We start from the raw sequence: 19,850 nt of genomic DNA, 5'->3' as shown, positions 1-19,850 counted from the left end.
TCCGCCGCGGGGGCCGATGCCGGACGACGGGCTCCCGGCGCCCGTAGCGCAGGGTTTTCCCCAGGTGTGAGGGGCGGTCCGGGGAGTTTTCCACAGGGCGCGGACCGGGTTGGGCAATTGTCGGCGGCGTCTGGAACTCTTGAGGCATGGAGATTCTCTGGGTCCTGATGGCGGCGGTCCTGCTGGGCTTCGTCCTGCTTCCGTTCCTGCGGCGCGGGCGGGGCGGGATCGAGCAGGTCCCGGCCGGCCACCCGGACGCCGCGGACCCGGCGGACTACGGCTTCGTCCGGCAGGAGGAGCTGGACATCCGCATGCCCGGCCCCGACCAGGATCTGCTGGACGTCCTGGACCTGGTGCAGCGCACGCAGGACTACAGGGCCGCCGGCCAACTCCTGGCGGGCACCGAGCGGGAGGGCGAGCTGCGCTGGCAGCGCGTGCAGGCCTTCGCCGGGGCCGCCTCGCTGGAGTTGCAGCAGCGGCCGGGCGGGGTCAGCGACACGCCGGGCGGGCAGTGGCTGCGGGTGTGGCGGGCCGAGCAGCCCAAGGACGCAGGCGGCGCGGCCGTGCACGCGGAGTTCCTGGTCCAGCAGGCGTGGCGGACGTCGACCCCCGGCACCGACGAGTTCCGGATCATCATGGAGGAGGCGAGGGCGGCCTGCGGCGAGGCGGCACTGCTGGCTCCCGGCGATCCGGTCCCGTACATCGTCGAGCTCTCCGTGGCACGCGGACTGGCCTATGAGCAGGCGGAGTTCGAGCAGCTCTGGCTGAAGATCCTCGACCGTGCGCCGGACCACATGGGGGCGCATCTGGCCGCCCTGCACTACTGGTGCGAGAAGTGGCACGGCTCGCGGGAGCTGGCGTACGGCTTCGCGGAGGCCGCGGCCGCCCGGGCCCCACGGGGGTCGTTGCTCGCCGCGATGCCGTTGTTCGCGGTCTTCGAGCACCTGCCCGAGGTCAACCTGGTCAGCGGTTTCTACCGGAGCGAGGTCGTGACCAAGGCGATCCACGGCGCGCTGCACGCGGTCCACTCGGCCCGCGCCGACGACCCGATGCTGGCCCATGTCCGGCACCTGCTGGTCTTCTTCCTGGTGCGCGGCGAGCGCTGGGCGGAGGCCATGAACCAGCTCGTGCACATCGACGGTCATGTCGGCGCCCTGCCGTGGACACTGTCCGCCGACCCGGCCGCGGAGTTCGCGATCTACCGGGCGCTGGCGGTGGCGGGCTACGAGGCGAACGGCGGCAGCCCGGCGACGCTGACGCAGTGACGTGACCGCGCGGCTCGTACCGGTCGACGCCCGGGGGCTGCCGGAATGCGGGCCGGTGCGCAACCGTTGTCCTCGCTGCCGCCCCGCACGAACGAAGGAGCCCGCGTCATGCTGTTCGGCCGTACGCCCGTCCTGCCCACCCCCGAACAGGCGCTGAAGGGCCGCTCCGAGCCCGCGTTCACGGTTCCCGAGCGGCACACCGTCCTCGGCACCCCGCTGCTCGGTCCCTACCCCGAGGGGTACGGGATCGCGGACTTCGCCCTGGGCTGCTTCTGGGGCGCCGAACGCAAGTTCTGGCAGCTCCCGGCGGGCATCTGGACGACCCTGGTCGGCTACCAGGGCGGCCACACCGAGAACCCCATGTACGAGGAGGTCTGCTCGGGTCTCACCGGCCACACCGAGGTGGTCCGCGTGGTCTTCGACCCCGCCCTCATCTCGTACGAGCGCCTCCTGAAGACCTTCTGGGAGTCCCACGACCCCACCCAGGGCTTCCGCCAGGGCAACGACGTGGGCACCCAGTACCGCTCGGCGATCCACACCCACACCCCCGAGCAGGCAGCAGCGGCCGAGGCCTCCCGCGCCGCGTACCAACGCGTCCTGACAGCCTCGGGCCACCGCACGATCACCACCGAGATCCTGCCCGCGGAGGGCCGCCCCTTCTACCCGGCGGAGGGCTACCACCAGCAATACCTCGACAAGAACCCGGCGGGTTACTGCGGAATCGGCGGGACCGGGGTCTCCTGCCCGGTCGGCGTGGGCGAGGCCGGCGGCTGATGTCATCCGCTCAGGGCCGGCCGCCGCCCGCGGGGCGCCGTCGGGGAGGGATCATGGCGGGATGACGGAACTCTCCCCCTACCAGCGGGACCTGCGCGACCGGCTGGCGGCGGTCCCCGTGTTGCCCGCGCCCGCTCCCTGGCGACCGGTGTTCGAGTCCTGTGCCGCGGTCGGGGGGCTGCTGGGGATCGGGTTCGCGACGCATCCGGACAGTGGTCACGACCTGGTGATGGTCGTCTCGACCGCCGGTCACGGACTCTTCGACGCCGTCACCGGCGAGAGGATCGCGCGGGACCGCGAGCCCGATCCGGAGAGCAGCACGCCGGACGCGGCCGCGGATCTGACCTGCCCGGGCCTCGGGCCGGTCGCCGGCAGCAGGGTGCACATCGCCGGGCTGTTCGGCGGCGGACTGCACGCGACCACCGCCGACGGCTGGCACGTGCAGGTCGTCTCGCCGGTCTGGCCGAACGACCGTGTCCTGCTCTCCCGTGGCAGCGGCATGCCCCACCGCGATCCGCACGGTGAGCGGTGGTGGCACGTGTTCCACTCCCACTACTCCGAGCTCCGGGCCGTCGGCTTCTCCCCCTCCGGACGTACGCTCGCCGTGGCGACCAGCAGCGATGTGACCCTATGGGCGCGTCCGGAGGGTGCCTGACGGAACCGGGACGGGGCGGCCGTCAGCCGTCCGCGCGGGCCGGCAGCCGCCAGCCGGGGCGGGGGAAGTGGCAGGTGTAGCCGTCCGGGTAACGCTGGAGGTAGTCCTGGTGCTCGGGCTCGGCCTCCCAGAAGGGGCCGACCGGCTCCACCTCGGTGACGACCTTGCCCGGCCACAGTCCGGAGGCGTCCACGTCCGCGATGGTGTCCTCGGCGATCCGCTTCTGCTCGTCGTCGACGTAGTAGATCGCCGAACGGTAGCTGAGGCCGATGTCGTTGCCCTGGCGGTTCTTGGTGCTCGGGTCGTGGATCTGGAAGAAGAACTCCAGGAGCGTGCGGTAGTCGGTCTGCTCGGGGTCGAAGAGGATCTCGATGGCCTCCGCGTGCGTGCCGTGGTTGCGGTAGGTCGCGTTCGGCACGTCACCCCCGGTGTAGCCGACCCGGGTCGCCGTCACGCCCGGAAGCCGGCGGATCAGCTCCTCCATTCCCCAGAAGCATCCGCCCGCCAGCACAGCCCTCTGTGTCTGCGCAGCCATCGCTGTCCTCCCATATCTGCTCGCGCGGGTCGGCCGACCGGCACACCGCCGGTGTCCCCCGGCCCGCTCCCCCCTCAACGCGCGAGGGCGCCGGGCGATTCCACGGCCGACCGATGAGGCAGCCATGGTGCCTGTGTGACGTGGTTACCCATAAGGTGCCCCCCGTGACTGCCAAGCTGAGTTCCACGAGAGCCCGCGCAGCGCTGCGCACGTCGGCGCGGGTCTCCGCAGAGTTGCTGCTCATATTGCTGCTGCTCGCGGTGGCCCTGTGGCTGCTGGGCCGCACGTGGTCCGTGGTCTGGCCGCTGGTGATCGGTCTGCTGCTGACCACGCTGACCTGGCCGCCGACCCGCTTCCTGCTGCGCCGCGGGTGGAGTCCCGCTCTCGCCGCGTCGACGGTGACCGTGTTGTCCCTGCTGGTCGCCGCGGGTGTCGTGGCACTGATCGCGGTGCCGGTGGCGTCCCAGTCCGGCGACCTGACCGACGGGGTGGTCGACGGGGTCCAGAAGGTGCGCGAGTGGGCCGCCGGACCGCCGTTGAACATCGGTGACGCCCAGATCGACAAGGCCTTCGACACCGCGGTCTCCCGCGCACAGGACGGTCTCGGCAGCATGGTCGGCGCGGTCGTCACCGGAGTGAGCACCGTGGTGAACGGCCTGGTCACCGCCGTCCTGGCCGTGTTCCTGATGTTCTTCTTCCTCAAGGACGGCCCGCGTTTCCTGCCGTGGCTCGCCCGCCAGCTGCCCGGCCGGCTCGCCACCGACGTCCCGACCGTGGCCGCGCGCGGCTGGGACACCCTGGGCTCCTTCGTGCGGTCCCAGGCGGCCGTCGGCCTCATCGACGCCGTTCTCATCGGCCTCGGTCTGTGGATCCTGGGAGTACCGCTGGTGCTCCCACTGGCGGTGCTGACCTTCGTCTCCGCGTTCGTGCCGATCATCGGCGCCTTCTTCGCCGGCTTCGTCGCGGTGCTCATCGCCCTGGTCTCCAACGGCCTGATGGACGCGCTGATCGTGCTGGCCATCATCGTCGTGGTGCAGCAACTCGAGGGCAACGTGTTCCAGCCCATGATCCAGAGCCGGGGACTCGGCCTCCACGCGGCGGTGATCCTGCTGGCGGTGACGTTGGGCGGCAGTCTCGCCGGAATCGTGGGCAGTCTGCTCGCGGTACCGGTCGCCGCGCTGATCGCGGTGATCTGGGGGTACGTACGCGAGCAGCTCCAGGAGCCTCCCCAGGACCCTGGCGCCGACGAGCCGGAGAGCGGCGTCGCCGCCCCGTCCTGACGGGCGGCACCTCGTTGGACCCCGGGTGTCAATCATTTCGACCCCGTTGAAAAGGAACGGCGGCCGCGGCAGCCCCGCCCTACGATCGCCCGCATGATGATTCCGCGGAGATTACGGATGATCGTCGTGCTCGTCGTGGCCCTGGCCACGGCGCTCGGGGGTGCTGTGGGGACGGCGCAGGCCGAAGAGGGCCGGGCCCCGTCCGAGCGGCAGTTGTTGTTCTACAACCACTCCTACGGGGTTCTGGACCGGGAGACCGCCGACGCGATCGAGCATTCCGACTACTTGAGGGACTTCGCCAACTTCCTGGTCCGCACCACCACCGGTGCCGGCGGACAGACCTGGACCGGCCGCTACCTGATGGGCCGCGAGACCTATCTCGAACTGTTCGGGGTCGGTGACATCGCCGGCCCGGACGGCACCCTCGGCTCCGCCGGGCTGGGGCTGTCCACCGAACGCGACGGTGACCTGGCGACGGTCACCGAACGGCTGAGGAGCGAGGGGGTCGCCGACCCCGTCGAGTTCCTGCAGACCCGGGACTTCGGCGACGGGGTGCCCGTGCCGTGGTTCGACGCCATCCTCACCGCCACCGAGTACGACGCCTTCGGCGCCTGGGCGATGGAGTACCGGCCCGAGTACTTCGCCGATCCCCGCAGCAACACCGAGCCGGCCGGTTTCCCCGGTGACGTCGGCCGGGAGCGGGTGCTGTCCGACGACTACCGCACCCATCTGATGCGTGACGTGACCTCCGTCCGCATCGCGGTCACCGAGGGCGACCTGGCCGACACCGTGCCGCTGCTGCGGGCCAGCGGATTCGCCGTCAAGAGCGTGACGGGCGGGGGCGTGGTCGCACAGGGCGGGGGCACCACGATCCGGTTCGACGTCGTTGCGCGTGAGCAGGCGGGTCTGCGGCGGGTCGAGATGTCCCTCAACCGGCCCGTGCAGGACCGGCACGTGGAGCAGATCGGTCACTCGACCCTGACGGTCGGCCCCGGCAGCCGGGCCGTGTGGACGTTCGCGGCCAACGGCACCCGGTAGGCGTACACCGGCACACGCAGGCAGCGGGGGCCTCCGTCAAGGGACCAGGAGACCTCAGCCCCCGCTGCCGTACGGGCGCGTGAGGATCTCCAGGCGGTGGCCGTCCGGGTCGTCGAAGTACACGCCGCGGCCGCCGTCGTTGTGGTTGATCTCGCCGGGGCGGTGGTGGAAGGGGTCCGCCCAGTACGTCAGCCCCGCCTGCCGCACTCGGGCGAAGATCGTGTCGAAGTCGTCCTCGGAGACGAGGAACGCGTAGTGCTGCGGCGTGATCGCGTCGGTCGTGTCCATGTAGTCGAGGGTCACGCCGTTGGGGATCTCGACCGGGACGAAGGGGCCGTACTGCGGGCTCACCGTCAGTCCCAGGAGATCGGCCAGGAAACGGGCCGAGGCGTGCTTGTCGTGTGCGGTGACGATGGTGTGGTTGAGCCGAACTGTCATCGCTGCCTCCTCGTTTCGACCGTACTCCGTGGCGTACGGCGAAGGGCCCCGGCGGGAGACCGGGGCCCTTCGTCGGTGCCGGGGTGGGGCAGAGGTCAGATCGTGGCCGTGTCGATCACGAAGCGGTAGCGGACGTCGCTGTTGACGACCCGCTCGTACGCCTCGTTGATCTCCGACGCGGCGATCAGCTCGATCTCGGCGCCGATGCCGTGCTGGGCGCAGAAGTCCAGCATCTCCTGGGTCTCGGCGATGCCGCCGATCGCCGAACCGGCGAGCGTCTTGCTGCCGCCGATGAGAGAGAACAGGTTCAGGGAGATCGGCTCCTCGGGGGCGCCGACGTTCACCAGGGCGCCGCCGGCCTTGAGCAGACCGAGGTAGGCGCCGAAGTCCAGCGGGGCCGAGACGGTGGAGAGGATGAGGTCGAAGGAACCGGCCAGCTCCTTGAACGTGGTCTCGTCGCTGGTCGCGTAGTAGTGGTCGGCGCCCAGCTTGAGGCCGTCGTCCTTCTTGCGCAGGGACTGGGACAGGACGGTGACCTCGGCGCCCAGCGCGTGCGCGATCTTGACGCCCATGTGGCCGAGCCCGCCCAGGCCGATCACGGCGACCTTCTTGCCCGGGGCGGCGCCCCAGCGCTTGAGCGGGGAGTACGTGGTGATGCCGGCGCACAGCAGCGGCGCGGCCTCGTCGAGGGCCAGGCCCTCGGGGATGCGGACGACGAAGTTCTCGTCGACGACGACCTTCTCGGAGTAGCCGCCGTAGGTGGGCTCGCCGTCCTTGCCGACCGAGTTGTACGTGCCGACGTTGCCGCCGGTGCAGTGCTGCTCCAGGCCGGCCTTGCAGTTGTCGCACTCACGGCAGGAGTCGACGAGACAGCCGACGCCCACCCGGTCGCCGACCTTGTACTTGGTGACGCCGGGGCCGACCTCGGAGACGATGCCCGCGATCTCGTGGCCCGGGACCATCGGGAAGATGGCCTCGCCCCAGCCCTCACGGGCCTGGTGGATGTCGGAGTGGCAGATGCCGGCGAACTTGATGTCGATCAGGACGTCATGCTCGCGGACCGCCCGGCGCTCGATGGTGGTGCGCTCCAGGGGAGCCTTCGCGGCGGGGGCGGCGTATGCGGCGACAGTGGTCATGCCCGGGTTCTCCTAGCGAGGGGGTCCGTGCCCGGCTGCCTTCTGTCCATCCGTCCGGGCACGATCCCCAGAGTGCCCCGCGGATCGTGATCCACCCAGGCCACCGCTTTGCGTACGTCCACTGGTCCTACTACTGGCGGGGACAGGATCGTGGACGTACGACCGTGAATACTTGACGTATGGACGACATGGCCGAGGAACTGCCCGGAAGCGGCTCACTGGACCGGCGTGCCGAGCTCAGCGAGTTCCTGCGCACCCGGCGGGCCCGGCTGAAGCCGGAGGACGTGGGACTGCCGGACTTCGGGCGGCACCGCAGGGTACCGGGGCTGCGCCGCGAGGAGCTGGCCCAGCTCGCGGGCGTCTCCGTGGCCTACTACACGCGTCTGGAGCAGGGCAACGGGCGGAACGTCTCGACGGAGGTCCTGGGCTCCATCGCCCGCGCGCTGCGGCTGACCGACGCCGAGCACGCGCACCTCACGCACCTGGCGAAGCCCAAGCAGCACAAGAAGAAGCCGGCCGCGCGGACCGAGCAGGTGCGCAGATCGATCCGGCACCTGCTGGACTCGATGGACGTGCCGGCGTACGTGTCGGGGCGGCGCTCGGACATCCTCGCCTGGAACCGGATGGCGGCGGCGGTCTTCGGCGACTGGTCGGAGCTGCCGGTGCAGGACCGCAACTGGGCCCGGCTGGTGTTCCTGCGGCCGGAGTACCGCGAGCTGTTCGTGCCGTGGGAGCAGAAGGCGACGGACATGGTCAGCTATCTGCGCATGGACGCGGGCTGCCATCCGGACGACCCTCGGCTGTCCGCGCTGGTGGGTGAACTGTCCGTCAAGAGCGAGGAGTTCAGGCGGCTGTGGGCCACGCACGACGTCAAGGAGAAGAACTTCGGCGTCAAGCAGCTCCGCCACCCGCTGGTCGGTGATCTGACCCTGCACTTCGATTCGTTCCCCCTGTCCGACGGCACCGAGCAGGCCCTGATCACGTACCACGCGGAACCGGGCACCCCGTCCGCCGACGCGCTCAGGCTGCTGGCGAGCTGGGGCGCGGACGCGACCCGGGCGGGTGAGTCCGCGCGCCCCTGACCCGGCGCCCGCTCAGCCCTGGTACGGCGGTGCCGCCCCCCAGTTCCACTTCGGCACCGGCTGCTCGGCGGGCGGCTTGGCGTCCGGTCCCGAGAAGTGGACCGCGAGCCGGGTGCCCCACTCCACGTAGGCGAGGAACGCCGAGCGGAACTCCGCGTCGGTGGGCAGGCCGGCCTCGTCGGCGGCGTCCTGGATGAGGTTCACCCAGCGGCGGCGCTGCGGCTCGGTGATGCCGCGGCCGAGGTGCTTGGCGACCATGTGGCCGTGGCCGCCCTGGGTCTCCGAGTAGGCGGACGGCCCGCCGAAGACCTCCGCGAGCCACAGGGCGACGTGCTCGGCGTGGTCGGGGGCCAGGCCCGCGAACACCGGGGCGAGCAGGTCGTCGGCCAGGACCTTCTCGTAGAACACCGTGGTGAGCCGCCCGAAGGCCTCCGCGCCGCCCGCCCAGGCGAACAGGGTGGGTACGGCGGCGCCCCGCCCGCGGACCGCGGTGGGCTTGTAGTGCCGCATCTCCTCGATGTTCTCGACGTACGGCCGGATCTCGGCGAGGAAGTCCGGGAACAGCTCCGACTTGCGGAAGCCCTCCAGGTGGTCCTCGGTGGAGGTCCAGGTGATCCGCAGGACGTAGTGCTCGAAGTCCTCCTCGCACCGCGCCAGTTCGTAGTCGACGCACTGCGGGGCCGCGGCCAGCTGGGTCGAGGCGTGGGTGTAGGCGGACAGGAACTCCGCCGAGCGGTCTTCCGGGATGCGGTAGCGGATGTACTCGACGGTCTCTGTGGTCATACGGCCACTCAAACACGGGCGGCCGCCGTAGGCACAGCGCGAAGGCCCGCCGGAAGCAGTGCTTCCGACGGGCCCTCGGCTAACGCTTCCTGCGGATCACTTCGCGTAGTACGCGTTGTAGATCGAGATCGTCGACTTGTTGCCCTTCTTGTCGGCGATCTTGGCGTGGAAGGAGATGGCCTTCCCCTTCGCCGGGTTCTTCACGGTGATCTTGCCGCCCGAGACCGTGACCTTCTTCCAGGTCTGGCCGTAGTCGTACGACACGTACACCGCGAGGGACTTCAGGTTGGAGCCCTTGGCGGAGCCCTCGACGGTCACCGGGATCTTGACCGTCTTGCCGGCCTCGACCCTGCTGTCCAGGCCCGTGGCCGCGTGGAAGCGGGCCGTGGAGGCTGGCAGCTTGGTGAGGTCGCCCGTCTTCTTGGAGGCGAACGTCCAGCTGGCGTCGATCCGGGTGGAGGCCGCCGCGACCTTGACGCTGCGCTTGACCGAGGTCGTCAGCTTGTAGTTGGCCTGGCCGGCCGGGACCTTGAAGGTCTTCTCGCCAAACAGCGGGTCGTCGTTCGAGCCGACCTGGACGCCGTTCTTGTACAGCGTGGTCTTCACCGAGGTGAACGCCGAGGAACCGGCGTGGGCATTGCCGTCCGCGAACAGCGGCAGGGAGCCGAAGATCTCGTTGCCGTCACGGTAGAGACCGAAGTCGGCGTTGAGGTGCGGACCGAAGACCGCGGTGTTGAAGGTCTTCGCGTAGGACTTGCCGCCCTGGAAGGACTGCGCGGCACCGAGCGTGTAGTACGCCTCGCCGAGCGGGAAGCCGTCCTGGTCCACACCGGCGGACTGCTCGAAGTCCATCTCCCACTTGACCCCGCTGAGGGTGGACAGGTGCAGGGTGCGGGTGCTGGGCAGGGTCTGCTGGATGCCGATCGAGGAGGCGGAGAAGGAGCCGGGCAGCCAGCCCACGGCGTTGATCGAGCCCTTCTTGCCGCTCGCCGCCGCGCCCAGGCCGACCTTCACCTTGGCCAGCTCGCTCGCCTTGTAGTGCTTGGTGTAACCGGTGGCGAACTGCTTGACCTTGCCGCCTGCCACGGTGTCGTACTGCTCGGTGGCGCCCTTGCTCCAGTGGCCGTCGAACTGCTGGCTGAGCGAGCCGTCGGTCACCTGCGGACCGAAGTGCGCGGTGCGGAAGCCCGCGTACGAGTCCAGGAACCAGCCGTAGCCGTAGCCGCCGTTGGCCGTGTCGACCTGGAAGCCGGGCGAGGCGAACTCCGACTTGGCTGCCGTGTCCGGCACGGTGATGTCGACCGGCTTGGCCTTGCGCGCGTCCAGCGTGATCGTCGTGTTCTTGGTGACGTTCAGCTTCGGCTGGACCAGCCAGTCGGCGCCCTTGGTGGCGTCCTCCGGGTCCACGAAGTACGCGGAGTTGAGGATGTAGCCGCCCTTGGGCACGCGGACGGTGACCGAGCCGTCCTCCTCGTACGGGCTGAAGCCCTTGCCGTTGGCGAGGCCGGAGATGCCGGTCAGGTCCGCGCTGTAGTTCTTGGCGGGCTTGCCGTCACGGTCCAGGACGTTCAGCGTGACGTCGTACGACTCGACCTCCCGCTGCACGGCCGCCGCCGTGCGGACGGTCTGGCCGCCGCCCGTCGCGGTGACGTACGCCGAGTAGGCGCCGTCGAGCGTGCCGCCCAGCTTGGTGTTGACGGTGAGGTCGACGGAGGCCGTGCCGCCGTTCGCCGGGACCGTCACCGTGGTGGCGCCCAGCTTGAAGAAGCCGGCCGGAGCGGCCTGTCCCTTCGGGTCGGTGGCCGTCGACGACAGCTTCAGCGTGACGTCCTTCGTACCGAGGTTGCGGTACGTCACCTTCTTGGTGTCCGGCTTGTCGTCGGTGTGCGGCCACTGCTGCGTGCCGAAGCTCACCGAGACCGGGTCGGCGATCACGGTCTGCGCGATGGCCTTGTCGACCTGGATACGGCCCGAACCCTGCTGGAACGGGGTGTACTTGCCGCCCTTGGTGGAGCCCGTCAGGGCGCCCTTCAGTTCGGCGTAGCCCCAGTCCGGGTGCTCCTGCTTGAGGATCGCCGCCGCGCCCGCGACATGCGGGGTCGCCATCGACGTGCCGGAGATGGTGAGGTAGCCGGCCGGCTTCTCGCCGACCTCCTTGGCGATGAGGCTGCCGGGGGCGGCGGCCGCGGTGATGTCCACGCCGGGCGCGGTCACATCGGGCTTGATCTGCCCGTCGAGACCGGGGCCGGTGCTGGAGAAGGACGCCAGCTTGTCCTTGTCGTCGACCGCGCCGACGGTCAGGGCGGAGGCCGCGCTGCCCGGGGAGCCGATGGTCTGGTCGCCGAAGTCGCCCTCGTTGCCGGCGGCGATGGCGAACAGGATGCCCTTGGTCTGGGAGAGCTTGTTGACCTCGGCTTCCAGCGGGTCGATCTCCGGGGTGTCGCCACCGCCCAGGCTGAGGTTGACGACGTCGGCGCCCTGCTCGGCCGCCCACTCCATGCCGGCCAGGATCTCGGAGTCCTCGCCGTAGCCGTCGTCGCTGAGCACCTTGCCGTTGAGGAGCTTGGCTCCCGGGGCCACACCCTTGTACTTGCCGCCGGACTTCGCGCCGGTGCCGGCCGCGATGGAGGCGACGTGGGTGCCGTGGCCGAACTTGTCGGTCGCGTCGGCGGAGGTGGAGAAGTTCTTGGCCGCGATCACCTGGTCCTTGAGGTCCGGGTGGGTCGCGTCGATCCCGGTGTCCAGGACGGCGATCTTGACGCCCTTGCCGTCGTAGCCCTTGGCCCAGGCGGTCGGCGCGCCGATCTGCGGCACGGACTTGTCGAGGCTGGCCTTGCGGACGCCGTCGAGCCAGACGTGCGCGATGCCGGAGGCGGCCTTGTCGCCGTTGGTGACCGCGTCCCACAGCTCGGGCGCGTCCTCCTTCGGCGTCTGCACCGCGTCGGCGTTCAGGGAGGTGAGGGAGTGGCGGAGGGTGCCCGCGTCCCGGACGTCCTCCTTGGTGGCGCTCGCCGCGCCCTTGTAGCCGACGATCACCTTCAGTCCCTTGCTCTGGGACTTGCGGGTGGCGGCCCTGTTGAGCTCGGTGACGTCGAACAGCCGCTGGTCGAGCTTGCCGCTCGACACCAGACGGAGCACGTCGGACGGCAGCACGTAGGTGTGGCCGTCGGCCTTGCGGAGCTGAACGGGTATGTGTTCCCGGCCCTTGGCGGGCTCCAGGCCCACGACGCGGCCCTTCGCGTCCACGACGACGCGGTCACCGGTGATCAGGGTGATGCGGTGCTTGGGCGCGAGCTGCGCCTTGTTCGACTGCGAGACGTTCGCCGTCTGCTGCGCGTCCGCCGACGCCGGGCTGGTCATGCCCGCCGCGAGCGCTACCGCGGCCGCCGTGGCGATCGTGGCCGCGCATGCCTTCTTCACTTGTCTGCGCAAGTTTCCCCCTTGCAGAAGAACCGGGTGAATTCCCCGTTCACCCGGGCGGGGGGAGACTCGCACGCCTATGCGTGCACCCCCCGGTTCTCGAAGTATGCCGAGGGGTGATCACGACCTCAAGGGACAGCTGCCCGGCAGCAAAGTTCTGTTACAAGACCGCCGGGTTCAGCGGGAGTTGAGCCTGCTCGCCCGTTCAGGAGGCGGCGTTCTCCTTCACCGTGATCCGGCCCTTGCGGATCGTGGCGAGACGGGGGGCCTTCTTCGCGATGGCGGAGTCGTGGGTGACCATGATGAAGGTCAGCCCCAGCTCCTTCCACATGCGTTCGAGTACGTCCATGATCTCGTCGCGCATCGACTCGTCGAGGTTGCCGGTGGGTTCGTCGGCCAGGAGTACCTTCGGCTCCTTGACCAGGGCACGGGCGATGGCGACGCGCTGCTGCTGGCCGCCGGACAGCTCGGAGGGCAGATGCCGCAGGCGCTCCCCGAGCCCTACGGAGGTGAGTGCCTCGGCGGCCCGCTCCCGCCGCTCCTTCCCCTTCACACCGAGGGGTACGAGGGCGGTCTCGACGTTCTCCTGGGCGGTGAGGGTGGGGATGAGGTTGAAGGACTGGAAGACGAAGCCGATGTTCTCGCTGCGGACCCTGGTCAGCCTGGCCTCCGACAGTTTCGCCAGGTCGGTGCCGTCCAGGACGATCTCGCCCTCCGTGGGCTTGTCCAGTCCGCCGAGCATCTGGAGGAGGGTGGACTTGCCGCCGCCGGTGGGGCCCTGGATGACGAGGCGGTCCCCGTCGGCGATGGTGAGGTCCACACCGGCGAGCGCGTCGACGGTGTCCTTGCCTCGGGAGTAGCGCTTGGTGACGCTTCTGAGTTCGTACATGGTGACTCCTGGAGGGTGGGGTTCGGGGTGGTGCGGATCGTCGTCGGCCGCGGTGCGGTGGGGGCTGGTCGCGCAGTTCCCCGCGCCCCCAGGTGGGCACAGCCGGGCCTGCCGTGCCTGCACCCACTCAGGGGCGCGGGGAACTGCGCGACCAGCCACGGCGTCGCCGCACCCGCGGGACCACAAGGCGAGGCACGTCCGTGGGCGCGGCGGACGCCCGCTACTCGACGCGGCGCAACGCGTCCGCCGGCCGCAGGCGCGACGCCCGCCAGCCGCCGAAGGCGCCCGCGATGAGACCGCCGGCCACCGCCAGGCCGACCGCGACCGCCACCGTCGTGAGGCTGACCGGGGCGGTCAGGGCGACATCCAGCGTCTTGGCGGCGACCTGGCGACCGGGGCCGCCGAAGCCGCCCCCACCACCGGGACCACCCGCGCCGCCTCCCCCGCCGCCCAACTGCGCCTGCAACGTGGGGCTGACGGCCGTCACGACGTACGCGCCCGCGAGACCGATCGCGATGCCCAGGGCCCCGCCCAGCAGCCCGTTGACCATCGCCTCACCGACGACCTGCCGGGTCACCCGCCCCGACTTCCAGCCCAGCGCCTTGAGCGTGCCGAACTCCCTTACCCGGCGCGAGACCGCGGACGAGGTGAGCAGACCGGCGACGAGGAACGCGGCGACGAGCACGGCGATCGACAGCCACTTGCCGACGTTCGTGGCGAGCGAGGACGCCGTCGACAGCGACCCCGACACGGTGTCCGCGAGATCCGCCGAGGTCGTCACCGTCGTACCCGAGATGTTCTTCTGGATCGTCGACTTGACGGCGTCGATCTTCTGGGAGTCGGTCGCCTTCACGTAGATCGTGGTGACCTTGTTCTTCGAGTCGCTGAGGGTCTGCGCCTGGGTGAGCGGGACGTAGACGTTGGCGGCCGCGTCCCCGCTGTCCGCGGTGGCGACGCCGATCACCTCGTACTTGACGCTCTTGATGGTGACGGTGGAACCGACCTTGAGCTTCTTCTCCTTGGCGTACGCGGAGTCGACCACGGCGACCTTGGCGTTCGTCTCGGTGGACCGGAACGTACGGCCGCTGGTGATCTTGGAGGAGGTCAGCGGGCCGAGGGCGGCCTTGGTGACGTCGGTGCCGAAGACGGAGTAGTTGTCGACGTCGAAGTCGGCGCCCCCGCCCTGCACTTCCCCCTGCGGCTGGCCGGTGCCACCGCCGTCGCGGCCGAAGCCGCCCGCACCGCCGCCGTTGCCGTTCTGCTGGAACTCGCCGCGGGTGAACTGGCCGTCGATCTTGATGACCTGGAGGCTCAGCCCACCGACCGCGTCCGACACGCCGGTCTGCCGGCCGACCTTGTCGACCGTGGCGGAGGACAGGGTCTGGAAGCCCTGGACCATCACCCGGTCGCTGCTCTGCTCCGCGTCGGAGCCGCTGTCCTGCGCGTCGAACCGGAAGCGCGGCCGGTCCGAGGAACTGGCCTGCGGCTGGGCGGCCTTGGTGACCGTCATGTCGGTGCCGAGCCCGTACAGCGACTGGAGGACCTTGTCCTGGGCCTTCCCCATGCCGGACGACACGGAACTGACCACGATGACCAGCGCGATCCCGAGCGCGAGCCCGGAGGCGACGACGAGGGCCGCCTTTCTGCGGCGGCGCAGTTCGCGCCTCAGGTAGGTGAAGAACATGGCCGCAAGCTAGGTACGGCGCGTGATGACTCCATAAGGCGCATATAAGAGCTGCATGAGAAGGCTGTGATCAGCCCCGGAAACACCGATGCCGCCCCTGAGGGCGGCATCGGAAAGCTGTGAACGGGCCCTGGGGCCGGGGATCAGACCGCCGAGCCCGCCTTCCAGTCCGCCCAGCTCAGGTTCCAGCCGTTGAGGCCGTTGTCCGGGGCCACCGTCTTGTCGCCGGTGTTCTGCACGACCACCACGTCACCGACGATCGAGTTGGTGTACATCCAGTAACCCGCGGTGCCGGTGTCGTTGGCGCCCTTGGTGTCGGACAGGCCCACGCAGCCGTGGCTGGTGTTCACGGAGCCGAAGATGGACTTCGCGCCCCAGTAGTTGCCGTGCAGGAAGGTGCCGGAGTTGGTGAGCCGGATGGCGTGCGGCACGTCCTTGATGTCGTACTCGCCCTTGCCGTCGTCGTCGGTGAAGCCCACGGTCGCGCCGTTCATGCGCGTCTCCTTGAACTTCTCGGACATCACCATGATGCCTTCGTACGTCTTGTTCTCCGGCGAACCGGCCGAGATCGGGATGGTCTTGATCGTCGCGCCGTTGTGCGTGACCTTCATCTGCTTGGTCTTGGCGTCGACGTACGAGACCTGGTTGCGGCCGATCTTGAAGGTGACCGTCTTCTGCTGAACGCCGTAGACACCGGAGGCGCCCTCGACACCGTCGAGCGCGAGCTTCAGCGTGACGGTGGAGTTCTCCTTCCAGTAGTCCTCGGGGCGGAAGTCGATGCGGTTGGCGTTGAACCAGTGACCGACGACCTCCTGACCGCTGCTGGAGGAGACGGTGATGCCCTTCTGGACGGCCGCCTTGTTGGTGATCGCCTTGTCGAAGTTGATCGACACGGGCATGCCCACGCCGACGGTCGAGCCGTCCTCCGGCGTGAAGTTGCCTATGAAGCTGTTGGCCGGGGAGACCGTCGTGAACGAGGCGTTCTCGTGGGCGACGAGCCCGTCGGCGTCCTTGGCCTCCGCGGCGACCTTGTAGGTCGTGGAGCGCTCCAGCTGGCCGTCCGGCTTCCAGCTGGTCTTGTCCGCGGACAGTTCGCCGGCCACCTTCGTGCCGTCGGTGGTCGTCATCGTCACGTCGGTGAGCGTGCCCTTGCTCACGGTGACGGCGGCGGAGTTGTTGATGGAGGCGTTGTCCGTGCCGTCCTTGGGCGTGATCTTGATCTCGGCCTGGGAGCTCTTCTTGGCCGCCGCCTCGTCGGCCTTGGCCTGTGAGGTGTCGCCACCGCCGCTCTTCGAGGACGAGTCGTCGCCACCGGAACAGGCCGAGAGCACCAGCACCCCGCCGAGCAGAGCGGACGCGACCGTCAGGCCCCTGCGCCGCTTACTGACCGTCATCACACGCTTCTCCATCGTTGCCGAATCCCAGAAACCCCGAGAGTCCCCGTCAAAACCTAAACGCTACGACCGGTTCGTCCCGTTCCACCTTGCGAGGAGGTGTGGGGCACACCACGTCCGCTGTGGCGGCAGGTGTGTCTGTCGGTCCGTGCGACCCCTGAGACGACGAAACCCCGGACGGCGGTTGCCGCCCGAGGTCACGATTTTCCCGAGCGTGCTCAGCCGACGACCTCTTCTTCGTCGTCCTCCTCCACATCATCCTCGTCGAGGTCCCAGTCCGGCGAATCAGGGTCGTAGTCGATGCGCTCGCTGCTCCAGGAGGCCTGGGCCAGTTCGACCCCCGCCACCTCCCCCACCAGGTCGAACGGGTCCACGAGATACGCGAGGGCCTCCGCAGTGTCTTCCGTCACAGCGCTCTCGGCGTGCGCCCGCTCCTCGCCCGGCATGTCCGGATCCTCCGCGATCCGCGCCAGCGCGGCCCGGGTCACGGCGTCCTGGTCGTCGACCTCGACGACGAGTTCCACCCGAAGCCGTACAAAACGTGATGTCTCTTCAGTGCTCATGCCCGGAGCGTAAAGCCCGTGCCTCCCGTGACTTTCCCGTGACCCGCGCCTTTCACTAACATCGCCCCACACGGCCAATTCGCCAGCACCACAAGGGGATCGATATTCCGTGTCATCCGTTCGTCGTCCGTTGCTGACCGCCACCGCCGCGGGGACCCTGCTGGGTGCCCTGTGGTTCGTCCCGTCCGCCAACGCGACCCAGGACACCCCGGCGAGAACAGCGCCGTCCGCGCAGGTCACGACGCAGGCGCGGGTCACGACCGCGAGTGCCGGGACGTCCACGGACGGCGCCCGGCTCGCCGACACCGGCAGCTTCGACACCACGCCGTACGTCGTCGGCGGCACCCTCTTCCTCACGCTGGGTGCGGGCTTCGTCGTCTATTCGGTACGCCGGGAACGACTGGGCTTTTAAACGGGCTTGACGATTTCTTGGCGAGACCTTCATAGTCCGCCCATGAAGAGATCATCGAGGGCGCGCACAGGCGCCGCGGCGACCGTGAGCGTGCTGTCGCTCGCCCTCGTCACCGGGTGCGGCGGGGGTTCGGGGGCCGACTCCGGGAAGGCTGCCGCCTCGCCGAGCACGGGCACGGGCACGAGCGCCGCCACGGCCCCGGCCGCGAAGGCCCGCAGCGCGGCCGAACTGGAGAAGCTGCTCCTCGCCAAGGGAGATGTCGCCGGGTACGACGTCGACCCGGGCGACGACACCCTGCCGAAGGGCAAGAGCGCCGTGAAGGCCGACAGGTCCGCGTGCGCGCCGCTCGCCTACGCGATATCCGGCCTTCCGCCGGCCGACACCGAGGCGAGCGCGAACAACACCGTCACCTCGCAGACGTCCACGCCGTCCCCCGGGGCCCTCGACGAGGCCTCTGTCGAGGGCGCCTTCGACATCGACATGACCATCGTGGGCCTGTCCTCCTACGAGGGCGACGGCGCGGAGAAGGCGGTCGAGGCGGTCTCCGACGGGATAGCCGCCTGCTCCGGCGGGTTCGGCATCGCGGCCGAGGGCGAGAACCTCAAGATCACCAAGGTCGCCGCGGGCAAGGCCTCCGGCAAGGGCGACCAGTCGGTGGCCTTCGCCGTGAGCTCCGACATGGACGGCGAGGGCACGGCCGGCTTCACCGTCGACGTGGTCCGCGTCGGCAGCACCGTCTCCACGTACTACACGGTCGACTTCGCCTCGCTGGGCAGCGGCAAGGCGGCCACCGTACCGGCCGCCGTGCTCGACGCCCAGGTGGCCAAGCTCACGTGACGCCGAGGGCCCCCGCCGCGGTCGTACGGCGGCGGCCCTTCGCGCTGTCTACCGCAGGGGGCCGGTGACGGCCTCCACCGCCGACACCAGACGCCCCTCGCGCACGAACGCCTCGGCCGCGGCGAGGTCCGGCGCCAGGAACCGGTCGGGCCCGGGCCCCTCGACACCCGCCTTGCGTACGGCGGTGATGGCGGCCTGCGTCGCCGGCGCCGGGTTCAGGCCCTCGCGCAGTTCGACGGCGCGTGAGGCGGCGTAGAGCTCGACGGCGAGCACGCGGGCGAGGTTGCCGACGGCGGTGCGCAGCTTGCGCGCGGCCGACCACCCCATCGAGACGTGGTCCTCCTGCATCGCGGACGAGGGGATCGAGTCCGCGGAGGCGGGGACGGCCAGCCGCTTCAACTCGCTGACCAGTGCTGCCTGGGTGTACTGGGCGATCATCAGCCCGGAGTCGACGCCGGCGTCGTCGGCGAGGAACGGCGGCAGCCCGTGGGACCGGTTCTTGTCGAGCAGCCGGTCCGTGCGCCGCTCGGCGATCGACGCGAGGTCGGCGACGGCGATGGCGAGGAAGTCGAGGACGTAAGCGACCGGCGCGCCGTGGAAGTTGCCGTTGGACTCGACGCGCCCGTCCGGAAGCACCACGGGGTTGTCGACCGCGGAGGCCAACTCCCGCTCCGCCACCAGCCGGGCGTGGGCCAGCGTGTCCCGCCCGGCCCCGGCGACCTGCGGCGCGCAGCGCACGGAGTAGGCGTCCTGGACCCGGGGCGCGTCGTCCTGATGATGCCCCGTGAGCTCCGAACCCTCCAGCACGGCCAGCATGTTGGCGGCGGAGTCCCCCTGCCCCGGATGCGGCCGGATGGCGTGCAGCTCGGGAGCGAGCACCTTGTCGGTGCCGAGCAGCGCCTCCAGGCTCAACGCGGCGGTGATGTCGGCGGACTTGTAGAGCATGTCCAGGTCGGCGAGTGCCATGACCAGCATCCCGAGCATGCCATCGGTGCCGTTGAGAAGGGCGAGGCCCTCCTTCTCGCGCAGTGCGACGGGCGCGATCCCGTGCTCGGCGAGCAGCTCCCCGGCGGGCCGCACGACCCCGTCCGGGCCCTCGGCGTCCCCCTCCCCCATGAGCGTGAGGGCGCAGTGGGACAGCGGCGCGAGGTCTCCGGAGCAGCCGAGCGAACCGTACTCGTGGACGACCGGGGTGATCCCGGCGTTGAGCACGTCGGCCATGGTCTGCGCGACCTCCGGCCGCACTCCGGTGTGTCCCGAGCAGACGGTCTTGAGCCTCAGGAACATCAGAGCCCGTACGACCTCCCGTTCGACGCGCGGTCCCATTCCGGCGGCGTGCGAGCGGACGATGTTGCGCTGCAACTGGGCCCGGAGCTCCTGGCTGATGTGCCGGGTCGCGAGGGCGCCGAAGCCGGTGCTGACGCCGTAGACGGGTTCGGGCTTGGCCGCGAGGGCGTCCACGATCGCGCGGGCCGCGGCGAGGGCGGCGACCGCCTCCTCGGAGAGCTCGACACGGGCACCGTCCCGCGCCACGGCGAGGACGTCGGACGCGGTGACCCCGGACGTCCCCACCACCACAGTGTGCATATCCATATTCAGGAGCGTACGCACTGAATTCCAGGATGTCACTAGTGGGCAGGGGTTACGCCCCTTACAAGGGCCGAC

At 70.0% G+C, this 19,850-nt stretch carries 18 protein-coding genes; 8 read left to right on the top strand and 10 right to left on the bottom strand.

The features are described from left to right. Positions 1–146 precede the first annotated feature (146 nt). The 3 genes from M2163_RS30915 (at position 147) to M2163_RS30905 (ending at position 2,694) form a co-directional block, all read left to right on the top strand. Positions 147–1,265, top strand: a complete 1,119-nt coding sequence (locus M2163_RS30915; protein WP_280849616.1) for a hypothetical protein — start codon at positions 147–149, stop codon at positions 1,263–1,265. Positions 1,266–1,373: 108 nt separating this feature from the next. Continuing rightward, entirely contained in the window at positions 1,374–2,039 is a 666-nt protein-coding gene (gene msrA, locus M2163_RS30910) for a peptide-methionine (S)-S-oxide reductase MsrA (protein WP_280895617.1), read from the top strand. Between the two features lie 61 nt (positions 2,040–2,100). Beyond that, positions 2,101–2,694, top strand: a complete 594-nt coding sequence (locus M2163_RS30905; protein ID WP_280849618.1) for a hypothetical protein — start codon at positions 2,101–2,103, stop codon at positions 2,692–2,694. 22 nt (positions 2,695–2,716) lie between these two features. Here the strand turns inward: M2163_RS30905 and msrA (M2163_RS30900) are convergent, their stop codons facing one another. Then, positions 2,717–3,229: a peptide-methionine (S)-S-oxide reductase MsrA gene (gene msrA / locus M2163_RS30900; protein ID WP_280849619.1), complete on the bottom strand. Its 513-nt coding sequence runs from the start codon at positions 3,227–3,229 to the stop codon at positions 2,717–2,719. A 176-nt stretch (positions 3,230–3,405) separates the two neighbouring features. Here msrA (M2163_RS30900) and M2163_RS30895 point away from each other — a divergent pair, with 176 nt between their 5' ends. Both M2163_RS30895 and M2163_RS30890 read left to right on the top strand, forming a co-directional pair. Further along, complete coding sequence (locus M2163_RS30895) at positions 3,406–4,509, top strand: AI-2E family transporter (RefSeq protein ID WP_280897342.1); 1,104 nt, start codon at positions 3,406–3,408, stop codon at positions 4,507–4,509. Between the two features lie 117 nt (positions 4,510–4,626). Beyond that, entirely contained in the window at positions 4,627–5,547 is a 921-nt protein-coding gene (locus M2163_RS30890; RefSeq protein WP_280895616.1) for a DUF5829 family protein, read from the top strand. A gap of 54 nt (positions 5,548–5,601) precedes the next feature. Here M2163_RS30890 and M2163_RS30885 read toward each other — a convergent pair whose 3' ends face one another. Together M2163_RS30885 and M2163_RS30880 are read right to left on the bottom strand one after the other, a co-directional pair. Beyond that, positions 5,602–5,985, bottom strand: coding sequence for a VOC family protein (locus M2163_RS30885; RefSeq protein ID WP_280849621.1), 384 nt, complete (start codon positions 5,983–5,985; stop codon positions 5,602–5,604). A 95-nt stretch (positions 5,986–6,080) separates the two neighbouring features. After that, positions 6,081–7,121 (bottom strand): NAD(P)-dependent alcohol dehydrogenase, encoded by a 1,041-nt coding sequence (locus M2163_RS30880; protein WP_280895614.1) that lies wholly within the window; start codon positions 7,119–7,121, stop codon positions 6,081–6,083. Positions 7,122–7,300: 179 nt separating this feature from the next. On the opposite strand from M2163_RS30880, the gene M2163_RS30875 reads away from it, so the two are divergent. Continuing rightward, positions 7,301–8,203 carry a helix-turn-helix transcriptional regulator gene (locus M2163_RS30875; protein WP_280849622.1) on the top strand — a complete coding sequence of 301 codons (903 nt, stop codon included), beginning with the start codon at positions 7,301–7,303 and terminating at the stop codon, positions 8,201–8,203. Between the two features lie 12 nt (positions 8,204–8,215). On the opposite strand, the gene M2163_RS30870 is transcribed toward M2163_RS30875, so the two are convergent. The 6 genes from M2163_RS30870 to M2163_RS30845 all read right to left on the bottom strand — a co-directional run bounded on the left by M2163_RS30870 (position 8,216) and on the right by M2163_RS30845 (position 16,936). Next, positions 8,216–8,986: an antibiotic biosynthesis monooxygenase gene (locus M2163_RS30870; RefSeq protein ID WP_280849623.1), complete on the bottom strand. Its 771-nt coding sequence runs from the start codon at positions 8,984–8,986 to the stop codon at positions 8,216–8,218. A gap of 96 nt (positions 8,987–9,082) precedes the next feature. Then, complete coding sequence (locus M2163_RS30865) at positions 9,083–12,406, bottom strand: S8 family peptidase (protein ID WP_280854106.1); 3,324 nt, start codon at positions 12,404–12,406, stop codon at positions 9,083–9,085. Between the two features lie 205 nt (positions 12,407–12,611). Beyond that, positions 12,612–13,295: an ABC transporter ATP-binding protein gene (locus M2163_RS30860; RefSeq protein ID WP_280849624.1), complete on the bottom strand. Its 684-nt coding sequence runs from the start codon at positions 13,293–13,295 to the stop codon at positions 12,612–12,614. Between the two features lie 220 nt (positions 13,296–13,515). Then, positions 13,516–14,979, bottom strand: coding sequence for an ABC transporter permease (locus M2163_RS30855; protein WP_280895612.1), 1,464 nt, complete (start codon positions 14,977–14,979; stop codon positions 13,516–13,518). 143 nt (positions 14,980–15,122) lie between these two features. Beyond that, complete coding sequence (locus M2163_RS30850; RefSeq protein ID WP_280849626.1) at positions 15,123–16,388, bottom strand: Ig-like domain-containing protein; 1,266 nt, start codon at positions 16,386–16,388, stop codon at positions 15,123–15,125. Positions 16,389–16,591: 203 nt separating this feature from the next. Further along, positions 16,592–16,936: a hypothetical protein gene (locus M2163_RS30845; protein WP_280849628.1), complete on the bottom strand. Its 345-nt coding sequence runs from the start codon at positions 16,934–16,936 to the stop codon at positions 16,592–16,594. Between the two features lie 109 nt (positions 16,937–17,045). On the opposite strand from M2163_RS30845, the gene M2163_RS30840 reads away from it, so the two are divergent. After that, positions 17,046–17,348, top strand: coding sequence for a hypothetical protein (locus M2163_RS30840; protein ID WP_280849629.1), 303 nt, complete (start codon positions 17,046–17,048; stop codon positions 17,346–17,348). 42 nt (positions 17,349–17,390) lie between these two features. Continuing rightward, on the top strand, positions 17,391–18,185 hold the full coding sequence (locus M2163_RS30835) for a hypothetical protein (RefSeq protein ID WP_280895611.1): 795 nt from the start codon (positions 17,391–17,393) through the stop codon (positions 18,183–18,185). A 48-nt stretch (positions 18,186–18,233) separates the two neighbouring features. Here the strand turns inward: M2163_RS30835 and hutH are convergent, their stop codons facing one another. Continuing rightward, positions 18,234–19,772 (bottom strand): histidine ammonia-lyase, encoded by a 1,539-nt coding sequence (hutH, locus tag M2163_RS30830; protein WP_280854107.1) that lies wholly within the window; start codon positions 19,770–19,772, stop codon positions 18,234–18,236. Between the last annotated feature and the right edge of the window lie 78 nt (positions 19,773–19,850).

It is taken from the genome of Streptomyces sp. SAI-135 (assembly GCF_029893805.1).
Lineage (GTDB): Bacteria > Actinomycetota > Actinomycetes > Streptomycetales > Streptomycetaceae > Streptomyces.
Note: the sequence above shows the minus strand (reverse complement) of the source record. Positions and strands in the feature narration are given on the sequence as shown.